20 protein-coding genes are annotated in these 24,632 nt (G+C 39.7%); all 20 read right to left on the bottom strand.

Annotation, left to right across the window (positions count from 1 at the left end; genetic code table 11):
• The 20 genes from mutL to yfmF all read right to left on the bottom strand — a co-directional run bounded on the left by mutL (nucleotide 1) and on the right by yfmF (nucleotide 24,622).
• Nucleotides 1-1,875 carry a DNA mismatch repair endonuclease MutL gene (gene mutL / locus HU823_RS00725; RefSeq protein ID WP_197220813.1) on the bottom strand — a complete coding sequence of 625 codons (1,875 nt, stop codon included), beginning with the start codon at nucleotides 1,873-1,875 and terminating at the stop codon, nucleotides 1-3.
• A gap of 14 nt (nucleotides 1,876-1,889) precedes the next feature.
• Nucleotides 1,890-4,481 carry a DNA mismatch repair protein MutS gene (gene mutS / locus HU823_RS00720; protein WP_197220812.1) on the bottom strand — a complete coding sequence of 864 codons (2,592 nt, stop codon included), beginning with the start codon at nucleotides 4,479-4,481 and terminating at the stop codon, nucleotides 1,890-1,892.
• A gap of 103 nt (nucleotides 4,482-4,584) precedes the next feature.
• Nucleotides 4,585-5,157 carry an outer spore coat protein CotE gene (gene cotE, locus HU823_RS00715; RefSeq protein WP_197220811.1) on the bottom strand — a complete coding sequence of 191 codons (573 nt, stop codon included), beginning with the start codon at nucleotides 5,155-5,157 and terminating at the stop codon, nucleotides 4,585-4,587.
• A gap of 457 nt (nucleotides 5,158-5,614) precedes the next feature.
• Nucleotides 5,615-6,049, bottom strand: a complete 435-nt coding sequence (locus HU823_RS00710; protein WP_066393841.1) for a RicAFT regulatory complex protein RicA family protein — start codon at nucleotides 6,047-6,049, stop codon at nucleotides 5,615-5,617.
• Nucleotides 6,049-7,569 (bottom strand): tRNA (N6-isopentenyl adenosine(37)-C2)-methylthiotransferase MiaB, encoded by a 1,521-nt coding sequence (gene miaB / locus HU823_RS00705; RefSeq protein WP_197220810.1) that lies wholly within the window; start codon nucleotides 7,567-7,569, stop codon nucleotides 6,049-6,051. The genes HU823_RS00710 and miaB overlap by 1 nt, the downstream gene beginning before the upstream one ends.
• Nucleotides 7,570-7,800: 231 nt before the next feature.
• Nucleotides 7,801-8,976, bottom strand: coding sequence for a glycine C-acetyltransferase (locus HU823_RS00700; RefSeq protein ID WP_144703518.1), 1,176 nt, complete (start codon nucleotides 8,974-8,976; stop codon nucleotides 7,801-7,803).
• A 24-nt stretch (nucleotides 8,977-9,000) separates the two neighbouring features.
• On the bottom strand, nucleotides 9,001-10,041 hold the full coding sequence (gene tdh, locus HU823_RS00695) for an L-threonine 3-dehydrogenase (RefSeq protein ID WP_260858569.1): 1,041 nt from the start codon (nucleotides 10,039-10,041) through the stop codon (nucleotides 9,001-9,003).
• A gap of 300 nt (nucleotides 10,042-10,341) precedes the next feature.
• Nucleotides 10,342-11,208 (bottom strand): 2-oxoacid:ferredoxin oxidoreductase subunit beta, encoded by an 867-nt coding sequence (locus HU823_RS00690; RefSeq protein ID WP_144700662.1) that lies wholly within the window; start codon nucleotides 11,206-11,208, stop codon nucleotides 10,342-10,344.
• 1 nt (nucleotide 11,209) lies between these two features.
• Nucleotides 11,210-12,952, bottom strand: coding sequence for a 2-oxoacid:acceptor oxidoreductase subunit alpha (locus tag HU823_RS00685; RefSeq protein WP_197220809.1), 1,743 nt, complete (start codon nucleotides 12,950-12,952; stop codon nucleotides 11,210-11,212).
• Between the two features lie 354 nt (nucleotides 12,953-13,306).
• Complete coding sequence (spoVS, locus tag HU823_RS00680) at nucleotides 13,307-13,567, bottom strand: stage V sporulation protein SpoVS (RefSeq protein ID WP_010193268.1); 261 nt, start codon at nucleotides 13,565-13,567, stop codon at nucleotides 13,307-13,309.
• A gap of 342 nt (nucleotides 13,568-13,909) precedes the next feature.
• A complete protein-coding gene (rny, locus tag HU823_RS00675) occupies nucleotides 13,910-15,475 on the bottom strand; it encodes a ribonuclease Y (RefSeq protein WP_066393834.1) in 1,566 nt (521 codons plus the stop codon).
• Nucleotides 15,476-15,943: 468 nt separating this feature from the next.
• Nucleotides 15,944-16,990 (bottom strand): recombinase RecA, encoded by a 1,047-nt coding sequence (gene recA, locus HU823_RS00670; RefSeq protein WP_197220808.1) that lies wholly within the window; start codon nucleotides 16,988-16,990, stop codon nucleotides 15,944-15,946.
• Between the two features lie 126 nt (nucleotides 16,991-17,116).
• Nucleotides 17,117-18,358, bottom strand: coding sequence for a competence/damage-inducible protein A (locus HU823_RS00665; RefSeq protein ID WP_197220807.1), 1,242 nt, complete (start codon nucleotides 18,356-18,358; stop codon nucleotides 17,117-17,119).
• Nucleotides 18,359-18,512: 154 nt separating this feature from the next.
• Nucleotides 18,513-19,091 carry a CDP-diacylglycerol--glycerol-3-phosphate 3-phosphatidyltransferase gene (gene pgsA, locus HU823_RS00660; RefSeq protein WP_066393829.1) on the bottom strand — a complete coding sequence of 193 codons (579 nt, stop codon included), beginning with the start codon at nucleotides 19,089-19,091 and terminating at the stop codon, nucleotides 18,513-18,515.
• A gap of 42 nt (nucleotides 19,092-19,133) precedes the next feature.
• A complete protein-coding gene (locus HU823_RS00655) occupies nucleotides 19,134-20,006 on the bottom strand; it encodes a helix-turn-helix domain-containing protein (RefSeq protein ID WP_197220806.1) in 873 nt (290 codons plus the stop codon).
• A gap of 18 nt (nucleotides 20,007-20,024) precedes the next feature.
• Nucleotides 20,025-20,801, bottom strand: a complete 777-nt coding sequence (locus tag HU823_RS00650) for a DUF3388 domain-containing protein (protein ID WP_066393823.1) — start codon at nucleotides 20,799-20,801, stop codon at nucleotides 20,025-20,027.
• A 134-nt stretch (nucleotides 20,802-20,935) separates the two neighbouring features.
• Entirely contained in the window at nucleotides 20,936-21,193 is a 258-nt protein-coding gene (locus HU823_RS00645) for a DUF3243 domain-containing protein (protein ID WP_066393818.1), read from the bottom strand.
• A 69-nt stretch (nucleotides 21,194-21,262) separates the two neighbouring features.
• Complete coding sequence (gene ymfI, locus HU823_RS00640; protein WP_197220805.1) at nucleotides 21,263-21,988, bottom strand: elongation factor P 5-aminopentanone reductase; 726 nt, start codon at nucleotides 21,986-21,988, stop codon at nucleotides 21,263-21,265.
• 59 nt (nucleotides 21,989-22,047) lie between these two features.
• Nucleotides 22,048-23,337 carry an EF-P 5-aminopentanol modification-associated protein YfmH gene (yfmH, locus tag HU823_RS00635; RefSeq protein ID WP_197220804.1) on the bottom strand — a complete coding sequence of 430 codons (1,290 nt, stop codon included), beginning with the start codon at nucleotides 23,335-23,337 and terminating at the stop codon, nucleotides 22,048-22,050.
• On the bottom strand, nucleotides 23,318-24,622 hold the full coding sequence (gene yfmF / locus HU823_RS00630; protein WP_231607229.1) for an EF-P 5-aminopentanol modification-associated protein YfmF: 1,305 nt from the start codon (nucleotides 24,620-24,622) through the stop codon (nucleotides 23,318-23,320). Before yfmF ends, yfmH begins: the two co-directional genes overlap by 20 nt.
• Nucleotides 24,623-24,632 lie beyond the last annotated feature (10 nt).

Below are 24,632 nucleotides of genomic sequence, written 5' to 3'. Positions count from 1 at the left end.
CTACATCACTCTTTTGAACATCTTCTCAAGTTCATATGTTGATAGATGAATCGTTATTGGTCTTCCGTGTGGACATGTGTACGGATCTTCTGATGTTCGCAACGATTCTAATAAAGCAAAGATCTCATCGTTCCTTAAATGGTGATTAGCTTTTATCGACCCTTTACACGACATCATGATTGCTGCATCTTCTCTTAATTTTTCAATATCGATCCTTCTATGATCTAGTACCTGCTGGATGATGTCCAGTATGATTTCTCTTTCATATCCCTTTGGAAACCATTGCGGGTGCTCTCTTACGATAAACGTATTCTGTCCAAACATTTCTAAAAACAGCCCCACTTCACTAAGAGTCTCTAAGTGACTTTCTAAAAAGGCAGATTCACTTGCTGTAAATTCAAAGGTATAAGGAACTGCTAACAGTTGAGTTTCTCTATCCACTTTTCCTACTTTTTTTCTGAAATATTCATATTTAATGCGTTCTTGTGCAGCGTGTTGATCGATGAGATACAATCCGTTCTCATTTTGAGCAAGAATATATGTTCCGTGCATCTGTCCGATCGGATACATGACCGGAATTTTATCAACTGACTCATCTTGACGCTGTTTCTGATCTAGATATTCTGGTGCTTGATTCATCTCGGGATGAAATGATTCCGCCGATACATCCACATTCTCGTTAACAGGAGGCGATGACTCTCTAATATGAGAAGGAAAATCATTGGTTTCAATTATTGAACGGTGGACACTTTGAGTCGTTGCTACATTTGCTGTTAAGTCAGTTTGAACTTCTTGCTCTTTCCTTTGATAATCGAAAGTAAATGAAGGTTGTTCTTCTCGATCATTCTCTCTTTGTTCTTTTTTCTTAAACTGAACATCTGGGATCAACTGCTGATTTCTGATCACTTTTCTGAGCTCGGTTTCAACGAGCTGTACCAGTTCCGTTTCTTTACTCAACCTTGCTTCATGTTTTGATGGATGTACATTAACATCAATAATTGTCGGATCCATCTTAACTGATAGAATGGCGATTGGAAAACGACCGATAGGCAGAAATGTGTGATAAGCATTCTGTACAGCTTTTGAAAGCGCAAAGTTCTTAATATATCTAGCGTTCATAAAGAAGGACATATACTGACGGGACGCCCGGTTTATTTCGGGTTTTGCTATATAGCCTGTTACTTCATAATCTAGTGAAGAAAAAGAGACTGAGATCATGTTTTTGGCAGTTTGTATCCCATAAACAGATGCTATGATCTGTAGCAGATTTCCGTTACCAGAGGTGTGCAATAGCTCTTTTCCGTTATGCTTTAAACGAAAAGAAACATCTGGGTTAGCAAGAGCAAGTCTGTTCACAAGATCACTGATCGTTCCCAGTTCTGTCTGAATGGTCTTCACATGCTTCAACCTGGCTGGTGTGTTATAGAATAAGTTACGAACAGTAAGGTCTGTTCCTTTTCTGCTGTTCGTCTGTTGCTGTTTTACGATTTTACCGTTCTCAATAAATAGATAAGCACCTGGTCCCTCACCTGTTGATGATTTAAGTTCTACTTGAGAGACAGAAGAGATACTCGGTAATGCTTCCCCTCTAAAACCCATGGTACGAATATGGATTAAATCTTGTTCACTTTTAATCTTACTCGTGGCATGTCGGTTAAAAGCGAGCACGCAATCTTCCGGCTCGATTCCATCCCCATTATCTAGAACACGAATGAGTGCTAACCCACCTTCTTCAACTTCGATCTCTATTCTCGTCGCGTGCGCATCGATTGAATTCTCGACAAGTTCTTTAACAACAGAGGCTGGGCGTTCTACAACTTCACCAGCAGCGATCTTATTGGATAGATGTTCATCTAGCTGTACAATTTTGCCCATATGTCACGCCTCCTTTATCTTACTTTTTTCTGCAGTTTATATAGCGCGTTCATTGCATCAAGAGGAGTCATCTCTAATACATTTAAACTTCTTAACTCTTTGATTAACTCTTGCTCTTTAGGGTCTCTTCTGTTCGTCGACTCCTCTTTTTCTACAAAAAGACTTAGCTGACTTTCTTGGAGAACCTCTTCTTTCGTAGCTGATACTTCCTGAATGGGAAGCACCTCTCGTTTTTCTTGATTTTCATAAGTTTGTAAGATCGTTTTTGCTCTGGAGATCACAGCTTCTGGAAGTTCAGCGAGCTCTGCCACTTGTATACCAAAACTTTTATCTGCTTGTCCGTCAATGACTTTATGCAGAAATACAAGACTGCCATTCTCTTCAACTGCACTTACAAACACATTCTTTAGTGAGTGAAGAGACTCTTCTAAGACGGTAAGTTCATGATAATGAGTAGAGAAGAGTGTTTTGGCAGCTATTTCTTCATGAATAAATTCGATGATAGATTGCGCTAATGCCATACCATCATACGTGGAAGTTCCTCTGCCGATCTCATCTAGAAGAATCAAACTATTTTCAGTAGCACTCGTTAGGGCAAAGTTCGTCTCTAGCATCTCGACCATGAACGTACTCTGTCCGCCCACTAGATCGTCAGCTGCTCCAATACGCGTGAAGATCTGATCAAACATTGGAATTTCAGCACTCTCTGCCGGAACAAAACAACCGATCTGCATCATAACAGCCGTAAGTGCTAACTGGCGCATATACGTACTCTTACCAGCCATGTTTGGACCCGTTATAAGGAGCATGTTTCTATCATTATTTAGAACAATGTCATTAGGAACGTATTCTTGTGCATCCATCACTTTCTCAACAACAGGATGTCTGCCGTTTTTAATATTTACGATTCCATCCTCTGAAACGGTCGGTCTTACATAACGATACTGCTCACTGATCGCTGCAAAAGATTGCATAACATCGAGTTCAGAAATGGCTGATGCAAGTTCTTGCAGTCCAGGGATAAACTGCTTTACATATTCTCTTACTTCTAAGAAGAGCGTATATTCTAATCCAGAGATCTTCTCTTCTGCTTCTAAGATGATTCTTTCTTTCTCTTTTAGTTCTGGGGTAACATATCTTTCTGCATTAGCGAGCGTCTGTTTTCTTTCATAACGATCTGGTACTTGCGAAAGATTAGATTTTGTTACCTCAATATAGTAACCAAAGATCTTGTTAAATCCAATCTTAAGAGACTTAATACCTGAAGCTGCTTTTTCTTGCTGCTCAAGAGATGCAATCCATGCTTTACCGTTGCTGCTCGCATCTTTATATTGATCAAGTTGCTCATTGTAACCCGCTTTAATGAGTCCGCCTTCTTTAATATGGATAGGTGCATCATCATGAATGGCAGAATCTAAATAGTCTGCGAGTGTTTTATGTTCATTCATCTTCGCATGAAGTTCGAGTGCGTATTTTCCTTCGATACTCCTGAGCTTTTCTTTTAAGGCCGGAACACTGAACAGGGATCTTTTCAGTTGTACAAGATCTCTAGGACTAGCGTTTCCATAAGATATTTTAGCTATCAACCGTTCCATATCATAAACAGACTTCAATTGTTCTTTGATCTCTTCACGAGTAAAAAATTCTCCGATTAAGTTTTCGACGAGCTGCAGCCGCTTCTCGATCGTTTCTTTTACGAACAAAGGCTCTTCCACCCATTGTTTAAGCTTTCTAGCACCCATTGCTGTCATCGTGGCATCTAACAGCCACAATAAAGAACCTTTTTTCCCTTTTGCTCGTATGGATTCTGTTAATTCTAAATTTCGTTTTGAAAACGCATCAAGCTTCATCCTTTTATCGTTCTGCTGAAACTCCACCGCTTTTATATGGTGAAAAGATCGCTTTTGCGTATGAGTTAGATAGTGGAACAACCGTCCTATAGATCGTAATAAAACAGGATCTGAGATCGTCTGAACAAGATGATCAAACTGACTGTCTACAGAACTCTCTTCCTGTATAGAAACCGAAGCTTGTCCTGTCTGCGTAACTGTGTTCGTCCAAGCATCGTACAATTCTTTGTTTCCAACAATCTCTTTTACACCGTGACTTAAAAGTAATTGTATGAACGATAACTGATTTCCTTCATATGTATATCCCTTCAACTCACCTGTTGAAAGATCGCAAAGAACGTATCCATAAGAATCGTTTTCTTTTTCTATCGATACAAGAAAATTGTTCTCTCTATCATGAAGAAGATGGTCATCGATAACCGTTCCTGGCGTTATAATCTGGATGACTTCACGTTTCACTACCCCGACAGATAGTTTAGGATCTTCTACTTGTTCACAGATTGCTACTTTATGTCCATTCTCAACTAATGTTTTTATATAACCGGCTGAAGAATGATAAGGGATCCCGCACATCGGAATTCGATCTTGAGAGCCGCCATCTCTGCTTGTTAGAGTGATCTCGAGGATTTGAGATGCTCGAACTGCATCTTCAAAAAACATTTCATAAAAATCTCCTAGACGGAAAAATAAAAAGGCATCCTGATGAGCTGCCTTGATTGATAAATATTGTTGTATCATTGGAGTATATTGAGCCATAATTTCACCTTTTTCATAACATTTCAATGTCGCTATTATAACATAATTCACAGCATCTATCGTTTTCTCTGCATGAAAAAAACGGGAAGCTCTCTCCCGTTTATTATTCTTCCAAATCACCTATTAAAAAGTTCGGATCCAGGTCTTCAAAATTCTCATCTTCCACATCATATTCCCAATCTCTAGTCTCTACATCATCAAAACCGTCCGGGTTCACATACACACAAACTTTTGTTTCCCCGATAATTTCACAAACGAACTCTCTTTCTACTTGAACGATCACTTTATTTCCGTTTGGAGAGATCGTCGCTTCTAACGTATTAGTCTCTTGAAGTGCACGGCACGTAACTTCATATTGATTGCCTAACGCATTCTTATCTCTTACACTAAGATCCACTTTGTCTACAAAATGGATGGTCTCTGTTACAACTTCCGTACGAGTATTATCATTGTATGAATACCACACGTTGATATCATAGCTTCCTTCTACATCTACTGCTTCACCATTCCGCTTCGGTTTATATGCATGGTTGATGATCCAGCATCCTAAAATGCTGCTCGGACGATGACTCGGTGCAATGGTATGCGTTGCCTGAGAAAATTTTCTCCCTTTGCCGCAGACCGCTTTTGTGATGATTTCTCTGTAAGTCAACTCTTGTTCTACACGTCTTGACATACATGAATCCCTCCTCTACCAATCTCCATACAGTATATGCTGGGCGGATGCCTATTGTGCCTTCATTTAATCGAAACACAATTAGTCTAAGTATATGGGCGTTTGTTGTCCAATGTTCTCAAAATATTATATCGATGAACGGTACGTGAAATTATTTTCGCGTTTTTATTGCTTTTGCAAGTGGTTGATTATCCCTCTAGGATAATCTCTTTACGGGTATGTAAGTCTAAAGCGCAATGCGGAATTTGTCGAGGTTTGTAGACTCGTGGATAAATGGGGAAAACTTTTGGATTGAGAGCCAAATCTCGTGGATAAACAGCAGAAACTTTTGGATTGCATACCAAAACTTCTGGATTGAATGAACCTGATACCTCTATGGGTATGTGCGAAACACCCAATAAACTCGAATGAATCTCAAATAAAAACACGATGTCTACAAAAGACATCGTGTTTCTGGTTAGTGACAGCCGCAGCCGCCTGGAGAACATCCTTCTTGAGAACCTGTTGTTCCTTTTAAAAGGTCTCCCCCTGTTGATTCAATGATCTCATCTGTAACTTTGTTTGAGATCGTATGTGAAACCATCTGTAAGATATCATTCACATCGCTTTGTGATTGTTTGAACTCTTGCACAACTGGAATACTATCAAGCTCAGCCATCAGAGCATCGATCTTTTCTTCTACTTCTCTTGATGCTTCATGCTTTTGATAATGTTGAAGATTAACAGCTTGTTTTTGCAGATTCTTAATCTGTCCCATCAATCTTGCTACATTTGAATTCGTATTGATCTGAGCTTCTGCTTTTTTAAAAAAATCAACTTCATCAGTTGTTGCGATCATTTTTGCAAGTTCTTTTGCTTTTCCCAAGATTTCTTCTTTTGTATATGTGCTCATTAGCCTACCACCTCTGATTTTTCTTCTACCCATTCGCCGCCAAGGTTCCATGTTTTCGCATCGGTAATCTGAACATTGACAATTTCTCCTATTAAGTGCTTAGGAGCTTTAAAGTTTACCACTTTGTTGGAACCCGTGTGACCTGTTAGTACATCAGGATTCTTTTTACTTTCTCCCTCAACTAGCACTTCCACAACTTTACCAACATATGCTTTGTTCTTTTCTAACGAAATATCATTCAGCATAGCGTTTAGCCTCTGCAGACGCTCTCGTTTCACTTCCATCGGAACATTATCTTGCATCTTTGCAGCTGGAGTGCCTTCACGAGGTGAATAGATAAACGTGTAAGCAGCATCATACTGCACTTCTTTAACTAGAGATAACGTCTCTTGGAACTGTTCTTCCGTCTCATTCGGAAACCCAACAATAATATCCGTAGTTAATGCTACATTCGGCATTGCAGCTTTGATCTTGTTTACAAGTTCTAAATAATGCTCACGTGTATATTTACGAGCCATTAATTTGAGCACATCGCTGTTTCCGTGTTGAACAGGCAAGTGCACATGATCTACGATGTTTCCACCTTTAGCGAGAACTTCAATCAATCGGTCATCAAAATCTCGAGGGTGACTTGTTGTAAAACGAAGTCTAGGAATATCAATCTTACGGATCTCATCCATTAGATCACCTAGGCCATACTCTAGATCTTCAAAATCTTTACCGTATGCATTCACGTTCTGACCTAGGAGCGTTACTTCTTTATATCCTTCTCTTGCAAGCTGCCTTACTTCTTCGATGATATCTTGCGGATAACGACTTCGTTCTTTTCCTCGTGTGTAAGGAACGATGCAATATGTACAGAATTTGTCGCAGCCGTACATAATGTTGACCCAGCCTTTAACGTTCCCTTTACGCTTTCTAGGAAGGTTCTCAACGATATCTCCTTCTTTAGACCAAACTTCGACCACCATTTCTTTTGAGAATAATGCATTCTCAATAATTTGAGGCAGACGATGTATGTTATGAGTTCCAAAGATCATATCAACTTGAGGGTATGTGGAAAGTATACGGTTAACAACAGACTCTTCTTGTGACATGCATCCACAGACCCCTAGCAGAAGATTAGGGTTGTTCGCTTTCGTATGTTTCAAATGTCCCAATTCGCCAAACACTTTGTTCTCTGCATTTTCTCGAATGGCACATGTATTAAGCAGGATCACGTCGGCATCCTCTGTAGAATATGTGGTTTCATAACCCATTTCATTCAGAATTCCTGCCATAACTTCTGTATCATGCTCGTTCATCTGACAACCGTACGTACGAATATAAAACTTTTTGCCAACTCCAATATTTTTTAGATTTTCCGGAATCGAAAAATCTTTTAATATTTGAACTTGTTCTTTACCACGCTTTTTCGCGTCTTTTAAAGAAGGCGGTGCATACGTAGATTGAAAGTATTGTGAGTAGTCTCTTTCTTTATTATTCGTCTTTACTTCTTGATTGTCTTTCGTAGTATCCAAGACATCTTCACTCCTTATTGCCTTTACTGCTAGGTAATCCGTTCATAAATAATCTAGTATTTCATCCAACTGTAACATTATATCAAAAATTGGATTATAGTTAAACTTGTAATCGTTTTAGTTTACATAATATAATTACGGTTTATTAATAATCTTATATAATGTGGTCAATAAAAAAAGTTGACCTTAAAAAGCTTACTAATGCGCCTTTAAAGTCAACTTTACAAGTATCTAAATAATATTTAATTCTTTTCCTGCTTTTTTAAATGCATCCAATGCAGCTTGTAGCTCCTCTTTCGTATGCTGAGCGGTTACAATCGTACGTACGCGAGCTTTTCCTTTAGCTACTGTTGGGAATGCGATACCTTGAGCGAATACACCATATTTTAATAACGTATCAGATAGTTTATGCGCAAGCGCGTCATCACCCACAAGTACTGGTGTGATAGGTGTCTCACTAACTCCTGTATTAAACCCTAGTTCTTTTAATCCCGCTTTAAAGAACTTCGTATTATCCCAAAGTCTTTCCATGTGTTCTGGCTCTTCTTCTAGAACGTCGATCGCGGCTGAACTCGCTGCGATTACGGCAGGCGGATGCGATGTGCTGAACAAGAACGGACGGCCTTTATGAATCAGATAGTCTCTTAATGTTTGCGTGCTTGCAATGTAACCTCCAAGTACTCCAATAGCTTTACTTAACGTTCCGACTTGAATATGAACGCGGCCGTTCAAGTTAAAATGATCGATTGTACCCCGGCCATTCGTACCTAATACACCACTCGCATGTGCGTCGTCTACCATTACGAGAGCATCGTACTTTTCAGCCAGTTCTACGATTCCAGGAAGAGGCGCAATGTTACCGTCCATTGAGAAAACACCGTCTGTTACGACAATTCTTTTTCTGAATTCTTGTGTCTCTTTTAACGCTGCTTCTAAATCTTCTAGATCAACGTGTTTGTAGATTCTTCTTTTCGCTTTTGTTAAACGAATACCATCAATGATTGATGCATGGTTTAACTCATCTGAAATAACAACATCTTGATCTGTAAGAATAGCAGAAAGAATTCCTTGGTTTGTTGAAAAACCAGATTGGAAGACGAGACATGCTTCTGTGTGTTTGAATTCAGCTAATTTTTTTTCAAATTCTTCATGCATGGATAGAGTTCCAGCAATCGTACGCACAGAACCTGTACCCACTCCAAATTCTTCAACAGCTTTTAAAGCTGCTTCCTTCATCTTCGGATGACTCGTAAGACCTAAATAGTTGTTGGAAGAGAGCTGGATTACTTCTTTTCCATTGATCACAACTTTTGATCCTTGCTCTGATTCAAGCGGTACAAGCTTTCTGAATGTACCTTCTTCTTTCATATGATCTAATTCTTCTTGCAGGTATTCAAAACCTTTCATCACGATGTTTTGCCCCTTTCGATTTTAAGGAATAAGAACTACTTTTCCGCAATTTCCTTTTATCATGAGATCAAAGCCTTCTTCAAACTTTTCAAGTGGAAGTGTATGAGTAATGATCGTTTCAGGATGCATGCTTCCTGACTGTAAAAGCCCTGAAACCTGTTGCCATGTTTCATACATTTTTCTTCCCGTAATTCCTTGAACTGTAACACCCTTAAATACTACATCGTTCGTTAAGTCGATCTCAACAGGTTTAACAGGAAGACTTAAGATTGAAACACGACCACCGTTTGTGATCATCTTAAATCCTTGGTCGATCGCAACTGGATGACCGCTCATCTCACAAACAACATCCACACCATTTCCATCCGTTAAATTCATCACTGTATCAACTGGATCGGTAGATTTAGGGTTGATCACTTCTGTCGCACCTACTTTTTTAGCAAGATCTAAACGATAATCGTTCAGATCGATAGCGATTACCTGACTTGCACCTGCTGCTTTCGCAACGTTAACCGCCATGACACCTATCGGGCCACATCCGATGACAGCCACCGTTTTACCAGCAACATCACCAGCTAACACAGTATGAACAGCATTTCCCATCGGCTCTTGAATCGATCCATGTTCAAACGGCATCTTAGGATCATTTTTCCAAATGTTCTCTGATGGCATTGCTACATACTCTGCAAAGCAGCCATGAGTATCAACACCGATGATCTTTGTGTTCTTACAGATGTGGAACTGTCCTTTTAAACATTGTGGACAAGAATGACAAACTATATGTGTTTCAGCCGATACGTGATCTCCAACAGAGACATTTGTAACAGCGCTTCCAACTTTTTCAACAACTCCTGAAAACTCATGTCCAAAAACATATGGCGTTTTCACACGACTCTGTGACCACTCATCCCATGTGTATATATGGACATCTGTTCCACAGATCGAAGTTGCTTTAACTTTGATCAGCACTTCACTTTCATTAATTTCAGGAATATCTACTGTTTCTAATCTAGCTCCATAACCCGCATGATGCTTAACTATTGCTTTCATTTTTCCTTGCACAGAAACACCCCTCACTGTAAACCTTAATAATCATATCCATCAATAATTGTACATGGATTGAACAACAAGGTAAAGAGCTGTGTCCATCCCACACGGACATTCGCGGATGCCAAAAAAAATTTAAAGTTTTTTTTTCTTAAAAGGTTTTTTCGTATATATAGGTGTATACCGTATAGAGTTCATTTGAGCTCCAGGACGTTCGCTTTAAAAAACTTTCGTAAGAAGAAAAAGATAGAAATTCATGCAGCACGATAAAAAATAAAAAAGCCCTTCTCCAAATTTAAGGAGAAGAGCTGTTTCTTACATGAATTCTGACATCAATTGATTAAACTTTTCTTCAGGTAAGTTCAGATCAACTTTTGCAAGTGCTTCTTTGCTGTATCCATGCGCAAGATCTTGATAAGAAGGTTTTACCTTATCTTGATAGATGATCCCTTTTACAAGGCCTTTGTTTTCCATTAGTGTTTGCATAGCCATCATACGGTTTGAAGAATCATAGCCTTCAATCGTGCTTAAAGATACGAGATGCTCTTTAAACCAGTCATATGTGTTCACTTTATTGTATGTCACACAGGGGGAGAAAACGTTGATCAATGAGAAGCCTTTATGGTTGATCCCAGCTTCGATGATGGAAGTTAACTCTTTTAGGTCAGTTGAAAAACTTTGAGCCACAAACGTAGCTCCAGCCGTTAAAGCGAGTTCCATCACACCAATCGCTGATTCTACAGAACCTTCTGGCGTACTCTTCGTTTTAAAACCAACATCAGATCGAGGTGATGTTTGTCCTTTTGTTAGACCATAAATCTGATTGTCCATAACAATATAAGTAATATCGATGTTTCGTCTGATCGCATGTACGGTGTGACCCATTCCGATCGCGAACCCATCTCCATCACCACCTGAAGCGATAACAGTCAGATCACGATTTGCCATCTTAACACCTTGTGCGATCGGCAGCGAACGGCCATGGATCCCATGGAAACCATAAGATTTAATATACCCTGAGATACGACCCGAACAGCCGATTCCTGACACAACAGCAAGGTCATCTGGTTCTAAACCTACATTTGCAGCTGCTCTTTGAATAGCTGCCTGTACAGAGAAATCTCCACATCCTGGACACCAGTTCGGTTTGATGCTGTTACGAAAATCTTTAAATGTAGCCATATTAAACCAGCTCCTTGCATTTCATGACAACTTCTGATGGCAAGAAAGGATTCCCATCATATTTTAATAAGTTCTTAACCTTCTCATGCTGTCCAACATTCATTTTTAAGATGTTCGCCAGCTGTCCTGTCGCGTTGTTCTCAACTACGATTACGTTCTTAGCTTTGTCGATCATCGATCTCATCTCATCGGCAGGGAACGGATGGATCAAACGAATATGAGCATGATTTACTTTTAAGCCATCTGCTTCTAAACGAGGGATCGCTTCTTCGATCACTCCTCGTGTTGAATTGAACCCCACTAAAAGAATATCAGCTTCTTCATGAGGAGCTTGTTTAACAACCGGTACGTTAAAACGCAGGTTTTGAAGTTTACGCAGTCGTTTATCCATCTGCTTTTGACGGTTTGCTGCTACTTCTGAAGGCTTTCCTGTCTCATCATGCTCAACACCCGTGACATGGTGGATACCATTCTTCATACCCGGGATTACGCGAGGAGAAATACCATCTTCAGTTACTTCATAACGCTTGAAGTACCCATCTTTATCGTCTGTTTCTGGAAGCTCTTCTTTTGGATCAAGCTTACCGCGACGAATCTCTACGCGGCTATAATCTAATGGTTCTACGGATTGCTTCCCAAGAGAAAGTTGAAGATCTGTAAGTAAGATAACAGGAATCTGATATTCTTCTGCAATATTTAACGCCTCAACAGCGTCATAGAATGCTTCTTCAACCGTACTTGGTGCCATAACCACTTTTGGAATCTCACCATGAGTACCATAGATCATTGCCATCAAATCAGATTGTTCTTGTTTTGTAGGCAGTCCTGTGGATGGACCTCCACGCTGTGTGTCTACAACAACTAAAGGAACTTCTGTCATCCCAGATAGACCTAAAGCTTCCATCATTAAGGATAGACCTGGTCCTGCTGACGATGTAATCGTACGAACACCTGCATAGTTCGCTCCGATCGCCATCGTACAAGCAGCGATCTCATCTTCTGTCTGAATTACCGTTCCGCCAAACTCTGGCAATTTTTTGATCAAGTATTCCATGATCTCAGATGCCGGCGTGATCGGATAAGCAGACATGAAACGTACGCCTCCTGCCACGAATCCTAAAGCAATCGCATCGTTTCCAATCATGAACATTCTCTTTTTGCCGTCTGCTTTATTTAATTGGAATCCATCGATCTGGCCACCAGATAATTCATTGAAACGATCTGCGCCTTTTTGGATAGCTTCCATGTTCTTTTCTACTACTTTTGCTCCTTTACGAGCAAAAATCTCTTCTACAACTTCTAAATAGCTTTCTACAGGAAGACCTAAAACAGCGCTAGTCGCTCCGATCGCTACCATGTTCTTCATAAGAGATGTGCCTAGTTCACTTGCAATCTCTGTAAATGGTACCGAATATAATCTTACATTAAGGTCTTCAGGAACTGTAGGATTGAATTTTGAATCTCCAATCACGACTCCTCCATCACGAAGCTCATGTACGTTTACATCGATCGTTTCTTGATCGAATGCTATTAAAATATCAAGATCATCAGAGATCGAACGGGTTTCACTCGTGCTTACACGAATCTTATTGTTGGTATGACCGCCTTTAATTCTGGAAGAAAAGTGTCGATAGCTATACAGATAGTAGCCTTGGCGGTTAAGTGCCATCGCAAAAATTTCACCTGTACTATCAATTCCTTCACCTTGCTGTCCGCCAACTTTCCAAGAAAGTTGATCAATCATGTACTCCACCCTTTCAGTAACCCAAACGTTAATTTTTTCAATCAATAGTTTGATTTAGTATGGTTCATGTTGTGTTGAACGCGCATTATCACGTTTACTTAAATTATGTACTAAACGTCTACAATTCTAGACTTAACTTCATAAAAATGCAAGTAATCGCCTAGCAAAATTCACACTATTACAAAAAATGTAAATAAAAGAAAGCGCTTTAAAATGCTTGGTACTCTCTTAGAATTCTATATACGTTTCCGCATTTCCTTCTCTTATTCTTTGCATACCTTCTAAAAAGAAAATAAGTCTATAAAACTAAAAACCTGCTTGCTCTTTTTGGTGAGCAAACAGGTTTCACTTTAATTAGCGCGGTTCAACAATTAATTTAATGGCCGTTCGTTCTTCCCCATCAATTAAGATATCTGTAAATGCTGGAATACAAATGAGGTCAACTCCGCTCGGTGCTACGAAACCTCGTGCGATAGCTACTGCTTTAACAGCTTGGTTTAATGCACCTGCTCCGATTGCCTGAATTTCAGCGCCTCCACGTTCCCGGAGAACACCAGCAAGTGCACCAGCTACAGAGTTGGGGTTAGATTTTGCTGAAACTTTTAATATTTCCATTGTTTTGAACCTCCTTCAGGATAGATACCTGTTCTACTATATTCATTGATTAAGGCTTGTATTCCTGCCGAAACAAAATTGTGCATTCTCTCTCTTATTTGCTGATTTGTTAAAGCAGCTGCCCTATGAATAAACCCCGGTATTCTAGTACCCTTAACAAAGTTCTTTCAAACCATAATGTGGTTTTTCCGGAAAAAAACTATGATTGACCTACTACTAAAACACCTGTTCTTGCGTATCTTCTCTTCTGATATCTTTATTCAAAAACATCATATCTCTTTCTAGTTAAGACATCTACCATATAAAAAAGCGATGGGATTGATCTCCCACCGCTTTGTTTGTTTATTTTGCGTATTCAACTGCTCGAGTCTCACGAATGACTGTAACTTTGATGTGTCCTGGATAGTCCAGTTCACTTTCAATCTTTTTCGTAATATCACGTGCTAGTCGGTATGATGCTACATCATCAATCATATCCGGTTTAACCATGATACGTATCTCACGGCCTGCTTGTATCGCAAAAGATTTTTCAACTCCATCAAATGATTCTGAAATCTCTTCTAACTTTTCAAGTCTGCGGATATACGTTTCAAGTGTTTCACGGCGTGCTCCTGGTCTTGCTGCAGAAAGTGCATCTGCTGCTGCAACTAGAGTAGCTATGATCGAAGTTGCTTCAGTGTCTCCGTGGTGAGACGCAATGCTGTTGATGACTACTGGGTGTTCCTTGTACTTCGTAGCAAGTTCCACACCAATGTCAACGTGACTGCCTTCTACTTCATGATCGATCGCCTTACCGATGTCATGAAGCAAACCAGCTCGTCTTGCAAGATGAACGTCTTCCCCTACTTCAGCTGCCATTAATCCAGCTAAGTAAGCCACTTCTGTTGAATGTTTTAGAACGTTTTGACCGTAACTTGTACGATACTTCAAACGTCCAAGAATCTTGATCAAATCAGGATGAAGTCCGTGAACACCAACTTCGAAAGTTGTCTGTTCTCCTACTTCGCGGATATACTCATCCACTTCTCGACGTGATTTTTCAACCATCTCTTCAATTCGTGCAGGGTGAATTCTTCCATCCTGTACAAGCTTGTCCAAAGCCATACGTGCAATTTCACGGCGGATCGGATCAAACCCAGACAGAATAACGGCTTCTGGAGTATCATCAATGATTAAGTCAATTCCAGTTAACGTTTCTAACGTCCTGATGTTTCGCCCTTCACGTCCAATAATTCTTCCTTTCATTTCATCGTTAGGAAGGTTTACTACAGAAACTGTAGTTTCTGCTACGTGATCGGCTGCACAGCGTTGGATAGCTAGGGAAAGAATTTCTTTTGCTTTCTTGTCCGCTTCTTCTTTTGCACGGTTTTCCATCTCTTTTACCATCATCGCCAACTCATGTGTCATCTCGTTCTCAGTTTCAGTCATGATAATTTGGCGGGCTTCATCCCTGGTAATGCTGGAAATGCGCTCAAGCTCTCGCTGTTGTTCTTCTAGCAATTCCTCCACTTTGCTTTCAATCTCTTCAATTTGTCGCTGTTTTTTGGTGAGAGACTCCTCACGTCGCTCTAAAGATTCCTCTTTTTTGTCAAGAGTTTCACTTTTTCTGTCTAGGATCTCTTCTTTTTGAACCAATCGATGTTCTTGTTTTTGAAGCTCGTTTCGACGTTCGCGAATTTCGCGTTCAGCTTCGGTACGTAGCTTATGGATTTCATCTTTTGCTTCTAACAGCGCTTCTTTCTTGCTGGCGTCAGCATCGCGCTTTGCATCTTCAACAATTTGCGCAGCTGCTCGTTCTGCGCTTGAAATCTTCGCTTCAGCAATTGATTTCCTAACAAGATATCCGACAATAGCACCGACACCTAGTGAGACAAGCAAACTGGAGATGAATACTGCTAAACTTGGCATATTCCCACCTCCTCTTGCTTTCTGCTTTTCATACTGCATTTTTGGCGTCAATCGTCTTACATGTGCTGTGCACCATTCATGTCGTACAAATTCTATACATATCTTTTAATTTCATAAGAAATCAAAATATATCTTCATTTTATAGGTGTGCCAAAGGCTTGTCAAGAGAGTCAATCTTCTATAATAATTGCTTGACCTTAAAATAGCAAGGAGCATATTTTGCCTGTCATATCCGTTATTTTGAAACTGGTTTCGCATACCAGTTGCTTTTAGAAGGAGTTGATTTCCGTTCTAGTTGTTCGCTTTCTGCGGCGCTAGCGGTGAGCTACATATTAACTTTCTGTCTGCCCACCGTCCTATCCAAGTCTCATACGTTGCACTCCAATCAACTGTCACAAAAGAAACGAAATCTGAGGTTAAAAAAGAGCAAAAAAAAAGACCGGTCGTACTGACCAGTCTTCCCGATTGCTATTCTGTTAACTCAAATTCTTCTTCCGAGGAAGGAGCTTCCACTTCAGCAGTTGCTTTGCCTTCTAGCTGATAATAGTTGCGGATTTCTGCAACGATTGCTGATGCAATCTCAGGGTTTTCTTTTAGGAATTGCTTCGAGTTCTCACGACCTTGACCTAAACGTTCGCCTTCGTAAGAATACCAAGCACCGCTCTTTTGAACGATGTCAATGTCTGAACCGATATCCAGAATCTCACCTTGATAAGAGATGCCTTCTCCGTACATGATATCAACTTCAGCCGTTCTAAACGGAGGAGCTACTTTATTTTTTACAACTTTAATTTTTGTTTTATTACCAACAACGTCTTGTCCTTGTTTCAGCTGTTCAGCACGACGTACTTCCAAACGAACAGATGAATAGAATTTTAAAGCTCTTCCCCCTGGTGTTGTTTCAGGATTTCCGAACATAACGCCAACTTTTTCACGAATTTGGTTGATGAATACTGCGATGGTTTTCGATTTATTGATGGCACCTGAAAGTTTACGAAGTGCTTGAGACATTAGACGAGCTTGGAGACCAACGTGAGAGTCACCCATTTCCCCTTCGATCTCAGCTTTAGGAACAAGTGCAGCAACGGAGTCGATGATCAAAATATCTACTGCTCCACTTCTTACAAGAGCTTCAGCGATCTCTAGCGCTTGTTCACCTGTATCTGGCTGAGACAATAAGAGTTCATCAATATTAACGCCTAGTTTTTGGGCATATTCAGGGTCTAGTGCATGCTCAGCATCGATGAATGCAGCTTGTCCACCATTACGTTGTACTTCTGCAATAGCATGAAGTGCAACGGTTGTTTTACCTGATGATTCAGGACCATATACTTCGATAATTCTTCCGCGAGGATAACCACCGATTCCAAGTGCGATGTCCAAAGTGATCGATCCACTGGAAACTGTTGAAATTCGCTGTTCCGTTTGTTCACCCAATTTCATGATGGAACCTTTACCGAACTGCTTTTCAATTTGGCGTAGAGCCATATCTAGAGCTGCTTTTCTATCGCTCATTCAATTCACTCCTCAAATTCATTTTACATGTATTTTTGTTTCATTAATTCTGTTACTTGCTACTTCTCTATCATATCTCTTTTTTGTTCATTTGCCAATCATTTTACGAACATTTATTCGATTTTTTTATTGTCCTTCTTTGACCAATTGATTTAAATACCGAAATCCATGCTTAACCGCTCTTTCACGAATCCCTTTTCTTAAGCCTGCGAGTTTTATGGAGTGGGAATACGTTTGGTCATGTGTCGATATGCCGATAAAAACTGTTCCAGCAGGCTTGCCTTCCTGTCTATCAGGACCCGCAACACCAGTAAAGCTGATACCAATATCAGACTTTGTCTGCTTTTTAATTTCCTCTGCCATCCATTCTGCACATTGCGAGCTGACAACACCATGATCTTTGATTAAAGATTGAGGTACTTTAAGCATCGATTGTTTCAATGCGCTTGAATAAACGATGGTTCCTCCTTGAAACACAGAAGATGCCCCAGGAAAATCAGTGATAATTTTGCTGAATAATCCTCCAGTCAAGCTCTCTGCTGAAGCGATCGTCAGCTTATTATCTCGAAGAAGATCAAAAGTCTGATTCTCTAGCGTTTCGTCATCATAACCATAAAAATAAGAACCTGTACGGCTTAGAACTTCTTGTTCTACTTCATCCAGCAGTCTTTTTGCCTCAGTTTCTGAATGGTGCGATGCAGTAAGTCGAATCGTAACCTCATGTTCAGATGCTAGAGGAGCAATGGTAGGATTGCTTTGTTTCTCGATCAAATCCTGAAGCTTTGTTTCTAAGACCGATTCCCCAATCCCAAAAAATTTCAAGACTCTTGAATGAAACTTTGTCTGCACATCCATTTTAGAATAAAGAAAAGGAATTACATAGTTGTTGAACATGGGTCTCATCTCACTAGGTGGTCCAGGTAGGAGTATACACGTGTTGTTACCATGAGTAAACGCCATTCCGGGTGCCATACCGTTATCGTTTGGCAGTACGGCAGATCCTTCAATAATGAGAGCTTGCTTCTTATTGTTCGGTGTCATCTCTCGATTGGTTTGAACAAAATAATTGGTTATATACTCTAAAGCAGCTTCATCATGGACCAATTCCTTTTGAAATAGTTTGGCGATCGTTTCCTTCGTCAGGTCGTCTTTAGTTGGTCCAAGACCTCCCGTAAAGATGAGCAGATCCGATCTTGACCTGGCTGTTTGTATCACTGATGAGAGGCGGTTCTCATTATCGCCTGCTACTGAGTGATAAAAAACGTTGACTCCGATGTCAGCAAGCTCTTTTGAAATAAACTGAGCATTCGTGTTTGCGATCTGTCCTAATAAAAGTTCACTGCCAACTGCTATGATTTCTGCGTTCAACTCATACACGCTCCCTGATTGTATTCTCTGATTTCATATCATTCAAACTTATATATGTAAAGAAACGCTATCATTTCTTCACGATTTCTCCATTTTCACCTACAGCTAACAAAAAAACAGGAGTTTTCTGCTCCTGTTTTTTCTTCATTCTAGATTACTTTGATTTTAATAAAATATGTTTGCTGTTCACGAAATACTCCCAGCCAGAATATAAGGTAATCAGAGTTGCTGCCCAAAGACTGATCGTTGCAAAAGGAAGTCCGATCCATGCAAATGGTAGATTGTGAAGCAATAGAGCTGAAATCGCAATAATCTGTATCCACATCTTTAGTTTACCCATCTGTCCTGCTGCAATAACTTCGCCTTCTGCAGAAGCAACAGCACGGATTCCTGTAACAGCGAACTCTCGGCTTAGAATAACGATAACCATCCATGCAGGTGCAGCTCCAAGTTCAACTAAACCTACAAGTGCAGCTGAAACGAGCAGCTTGTCAGCTAATGGGTCCAAAAATTTCCCTAAATTCGTAACTAAGTTATATTTGCGCGCATAATAGCCGTCGACCCAATCAGTGCTAGATGCAAAGATAAAGATCAGCGCTGCTACAAAATGAGTGACAGGTAATTCTTCACCCGCTATCTTCCATACTCCCCAATCAAAATCGCCCAAAAGAACAATCATAAAGAGTGGAATTAAAAAAATCCTAGAAATGGTAATCTTATTAGGTAAGTTCAATGCAATTCCTCCAAAATACGGTCAAAATCAATTTTGTATTAACTATTGTTGAGCCTTACGAATCACAATTTTTTGATGGATCAGTTCAGTAGCTGGCACTGGATATGTGAATGCTTCTCCATTAATTTTAATAGATGTTACATGAGACGCGCCAATATTTAGTGTTACCTCTTTTGCAGAAGAAAGGTCGAAGGTTTCTGTTTGACCTTCTTTCATCTGATTATCAAAATAGCTTTTCGTAGTCTCATCTTGGATCCCTACATAACTAGGCCCTTTTGCACTAAGTTCCACAACCAGTTTATCCGTATCTTTCAAATCATAAGTTGTTACTTTACCGATCGTTTCAAGTTTCGTTAACGTTTGTTGTTTCTCTTCTTCTTTTGGAGCTTCAGATTTTTCTTCTTTCTCTTCAGAAACATCTTCTTTTTCTTTCTTTGTTCCTTCTTTTTTCTGTGGTTTGTTCTCATCTGCATCCAAAAGAACACCTGGTGAATCATTGCCGCTTTTCGCTTGATCATTTCCATCAGGAAGAAGCTTCCATACGACAAAGAGGACAACCACGATCAAAACTCCAATAAGTACGATCGGTATCAACCTCTTTAAAAGAGAATGATCTTCTGATACTCCGGACCGCTCTCTTTTTGAACGCGGTTCGAACTCTGTAGTTGGTTCTTTTGCCGATTTTGGTATCTCATGAGAATATTCATCAAAAATGGTCTCATAATGCAAACCTACAGCTTCACAATAATTTTTAATGAACGCTCGAGCATAAAACGATCCTGGAAGTACTTCATACTTTCCCTCTTCAATGGCTACAAGATATCTTTTTTGTATCTTAGTAGCTGTTTGAAGTTCCTCAAGTGACATTCCTTTTTCTTCGCGTTTTTCTTTTAATAACTTACCGAGTTCTGTCAACCTTCCCACCCACTTACGTCATTCTAAATTTCCGAATCCTGTTTGATCTTGTTTCAGAGCTTCATATGTAATTTCTTCATCACGATGACTCTTTAGCTCGATAATGTAGTCAAAATCATCAAGTGTATATTCCGTTTGCTGAACAAAAAGATCAGGATGTTCCACAACTTTCGCTGCAGGAAGCCTCATGATCTCTCGTATGAGCTGCCAATGTTTATCGTTCATATTACGTGCTGAAACCGCACCATCAATAATAAAAACATGGTCAGAATCGTATTCATCATCCGCAAGCATGCTTCTGACGGTCTGACGCAACAATGTGGATGAGATAAAGACCCAACGTTTATTCGCACAAACACTGGATGCTACGATACTTTCCGTTTTCCCAACACGGGGCATGCCTCTAACGCCGATTAATTTATGTCCTTCAACTTTATATAATTCAGCTAAAAAGTCAACTAATATCCCAAGTTCATCTCTTATAAAACGAAAGGTTTTCTTATCATCCGCATCACGTTCAATATATCTGCCGTGTCTTACAGCGAGACGATCACGAAGCTTCGGTTTTCTAAACTTGGTTACTGTAATATTGTCCATTGAATCTAAAATCGATTGAAGCCGGTTGATCTTTTCTTCGTTATCAATGATCAGAAGCATTCCACGACGCTCGTTGTCAACACCGTTAATCGTGACGATATTAATTCCAAGCATACCCAATAAGGAAGATATATCCCCTAGGAGACCCGGCCGGTTTTTATGTATCTCGTACTCTAAATACCATTCTTGCTCTCCCATAATTCATCTCCTTATTCTTTCAAAATGAAACAAAATTCTACATCTATTCTTGTTTCTAATAATAAATGATTTCAATTTATTATGAAAGCAAAATAAAAGGATGTTAAGAAAAATTTCTTAACATCCTTCACCATTTAGCGGCTTCCGTCGTTTTGAACTAGCTTTACCATCATGTTTGCGATGGCGTGTCTTTCGTTTTCATCGGCCACTTTCCAAAGATCGGCAAGAACTTTTTCTTCCTCGTTTTTTGGTTCTACGTGGTTCGCTAAGTAGCCACCGATCTCAGTTGCTAAGTTCGAGATCGTATCGTGGTTCATACCTTCGTGTTCCGCGTGATTTAAACGCTCTGCCAAGAAATCTTTCCATTGACCAAAGTTGTCTAATACAGACATGCTGTCTCCTCCTTCAAGGTTGATACAGCATTAATATCTCTTAGTTTCATGCTTTTTATACATGTTTTTTTAAGTAAACCACGATCCGTTGATCGAAAGGATATGACCAGAGATATAATCCGCTTTTTCGCTCATTAAAAATTCAACAGCATGAGCAACTTCACGTGGTTCCCCAAACCGCCCAGCAGGTATATCGTCAGCCAATGAACGCTTCTCTTCATCTGTAAACTGGTCCATCATAGGAGTGGATATCACTCCTGGAGAGATGCCATTTACTTGTATATGGCTCGGAGCTAATTCTTTTGAGAGAGCTTTAACAAACGTATTCAATCCGCCTTTTGCGGCAGAATAGACCGTCTCACATGCAGCCCCTACTTCTCCCCAAACGGATGTGATCATGATGATCTTTCCAGATTTTTTTTGAATCATGCTAGGCACAATCGCCTTCGACAGTGAGATCGCACTTAAAAGATTCAACTGCATCGTCTCTGTTATAGATTCTTCGGTAAAATCCGTGAGAAGGCCAAAATGAGCAGAGCCAGAGTTATATACGAACACATCTAGGGGAACTTGAATTTGATTCCATAGATCTTCTGACCCGCCTGCTTTAGACAGATCAGCACATACCATTGAAACAGGTACACCGTATTTGTCCTTCAATTCTTTCTGAAGCTTTGCTGCAGCGTTTTGATTGGTGTTGTAATGAAGATACAACCGAAAACCATTTGATGCTAACATATGACTGATCTCGCTTCCGATCGCTCCTGATGCTCCTGTGACAAGCGCGTTTTTCAATGTTAATCCCTCATTGCTGTAAAAAAACACCCTACCTCAGCAGGATGTTTTTAAATTTATTATGACTTCTTTTTTTGTACTTGGCAAACGGTCATGGCTTCTTTTTTAAAGTGGTCTTGTAAGACGCCTTCCACATCACGAACAGTCAGCGATTCAAAAACGGGGATCACATCAAACAAGTCCATCTCATTGAACGCATAGCGAGTGAATTGATTCGCAATAAACTCCGGTGAGTTCAATGATCGTAAAAAAGCACCGATCTTCTTTTTACGAGCGCGATCAAATGAACCTTCATCAATCGAGTGTTGTTTAAAGTCTTCAACCATACCTGAGATTCTTTCAACAAATTCATCCGGAGATCCAGTATCTCCTCCAAGCATGCTGAATCCAAATCCATTCTCTTCTGTGTAATCAAAAGAGAAGGTCTGGTCGATCAACCCTTCCTCATACAATGTTTCATAATTCGGAGAGCTTTTTCCGAACATCATCTCCAAAAGAAGATTTACACTTAGTTCATGTTTCATTAACTCTTTTCCTTGACGATTAGGAGCAGCTTCTTTATAGCCCATATAACACTTAGGAGTCTGTACGGTCATCTCGATCACTTTCTTTGTTTTTGCGACCGACTGTGGTTCTTCGTCAAAGAATCGTTCGATGTTTTCTTTTTCTTTGAACGTTTTTTGTGATTGATTGTCTTTAACAAAACTTAATATATCTTTAGCATCTACCGGACCCACGATAAAGAGAATCATGTTGCTCGGATGATAAAACGTTTCATAACACTCATACAGATCATCTTTTGTAATCTTAGCGATAGATTTTTCAGTTCCAGCGATATCGATCTTTACTGGATGATGGTGATACATATTTTCAATCAGACCAAAATAAACGCGCCAATCCGGATTATCATCATACATTCTGATCTCTTGACCGATGATTCCTTTTTCTTTTTCGACCGTCTTTTCTGTAAAATAAGGTTCTTGTACGAAGTCGATTAAAGTCGTTAAGTTTTTCTTTACATCACCCGTTGTTGAAAACAGATAAGCCGTTCTGTTAAATGTCGTAAAAGCATTAGCAGATGCACCTTGTTTACTAAAATCTTGAAAGACATCTCCATGCTCTTTTTCAAAAAGTTTATGCTCAAGAAAATGTGCGATTCCATCAGGAACTTTCACATTTTCATCTTTGCCTAACGGCTTAAAGTGATTATCCACTGATCCATAATGTGTCGTAAACGTAGCGTATGTCTTATTAAAGCCTTTCTTTTCTAAAACATAAACCTTTAACCCATTCGCTAGTTCTTCATAATGCAGCGTTTCATCTAATTGATCAAACGTTTTCATTCCCATTCGTGCCAGCTCCCTTCAAGAAGAAAATGGTATCTAATGTTACCTTTTTAGCTACTGCAACCACATCATCTTTTGTTACTTTTTTTATTCCTTCCATCCAATCTTCAATGGAACGATTCGTACCTGCAACAACATTGTGATACAGCACTTCTGATAGACCGATCGTTTGGTCGATCGTCTCTAACACTTGATTGTTGATCATCGCTTTCGTCTGTTCGAATTCAGAGTCTGTGATCTTGCCGTTCTTCATTTCTTCGTGCTGTTCTTTAATAATTTTTACCGCTTTTTCGTAATTGGCAGTCTCGATTCCGCTCATAACAAAAACAGCTCCTTTATGGCTCTCGAACCGAGAAGCTGCATAATAAGCCAAACTTTCTTTTTCACGAACGTTCATGAACAATTTAGAGTGAGAAAACCCGCCAAAAATCCCGTTAAACACCTGTAGAGCAAAATAATCTTCATCTGCATAGGTAGTATACGTGCGGTAACCCATGTGCAGTTTTCCTTGTTGTACATCTTGCTCTTCGAAGATTTCCTTAACTTCAGAGATCCTTTTTTCGTCTGCAGCATTCACCGCTATAGTCTCGTCTTCTTTTCTATCTTTTGAAAAACGGAAATGCTTGCTAACCTTGTCAACCATCTCATCTGTTGAAATATCACCGATCACATAAAGATCGATCTTATCATTTCTAATCACTTCTTGATAATAGTCAAACAGTTCTTTTGGTGAGATCGAATCAACTTCATCACCGTTTCCATAAACATTCAAGCGGTAAGGTTCTGTGTCGTACATCTCTTCTAAAAGTCGTTTGTTTGCATAACGCATCTTGTCATCATAGATGGATTCAATCTGTTGTTTCAGACTGCGCTTCTCTTTTTTTACGATTCCCTCTTTAAACACATCACCTTCAAGAGCAGGAGCTAAGAGAACTTGTGATAATAAATGGAAGGCTCTATCAAGAACAGGCTCTGAGTTGGATAAAAATTTCTCATTTGCTACTTCCATACGAATACTAATTACTTGATTCTCACCTTTTTTGGAAAGATCAGCATTTAATGTAGCTCCATATAGATCATCTAAAGCACTTCTCAACTCTTTGGATGAAGGGAAATCCTTTGTACCGCTCTGTAAGACATAAGCAAGCAGAGCTCGCTTTGTAACGTTCTTTTCGTTGATCGGTTCTTTTACCTGAAGTATAAACGATGTGGTCTTATACTTTTTCGTTTCTATCGTATGTACAGTCATGCCGTGGAGATTGGTTTTTTTATGATTAACAATTCCCATTGAATAAGTA

The organism is Fictibacillus sp. 18YEL24 (assembly GCF_015903855.1).
GTDB lineage: Bacteria > Bacillota > Bacilli > Bacillales > Fictibacillaceae > Fictibacillus > Fictibacillus phosphorivorans_C.
Note: the sequence above shows the minus strand (reverse complement) of the source record. Positions and strands in the feature narration are given on the sequence as shown.